Origin of the sequence: Pseudomonas sp. 32_A, from assembly GCF_017490905.1 — a bacterium.
GTDB lineage: Bacteria > Pseudomonadota > Gammaproteobacteria > Pseudomonadales > Pseudomonadaceae > Aquipseudomonas > Aquipseudomonas inefficax.
Window position 1 is genome coordinate 1 of record NZ_JAFGYI010000293.1, and the last position, 466, is coordinate 466.

The following is a 466-nucleotide window of genomic DNA, read 5'->3' on the forward strand; positions in this document are numbered from 1 at the left end:
GAAGCGGCACGTCGCTCACCACTGCGCCGAACAGGTCCGGGCGCTGAATCATGCATGCCGCGACCAGCAGCCCGCCGTTGCTGCCGCCGCGAATACCCAGTTGCGCGGCGCTCGTCACGCCGTCCGCGACGAGTTTTTCGGCGACCGCGATGAAATCGTCGAACGATCGCTGCCGTTGCGTTTGCCGCGCCGATTCGTGCCACTGCGTGCCGAACTCGCCGCCGCCGCGAATATGGGCGAACACCGCGATGCCGCCTTTCTCGAGCCAGCCGATGCCGAGCAACGGATCGTAATCGGGCGTGAGCGCAATCGCGAAGCCGCCGTAGCCGTTCAACAGGCAGGGGCGCGGCGCGCGCGCCGCATTGTCCAGCACGTCGCGCGGCCCGACCAGCGTATAAGGCACGAGCGTGCCGTCGCGCGAGCGCGCGTGTTCGCGCCGCACCGTCAGTTCGGACGCGTCGAACTG

Annotated in this window: 1 protein-coding gene; it reads right to left on the reverse strand. The window is 68.7% G+C overall.

What is annotated here, in order from left to right:
- Positions 1-466: prolyl oligopeptidase family serine peptidase (locus J5M58_RS26750; RefSeq protein ID WP_207880386.1), on the reverse strand; the 466-nt coding region annotated here is incomplete at both ends.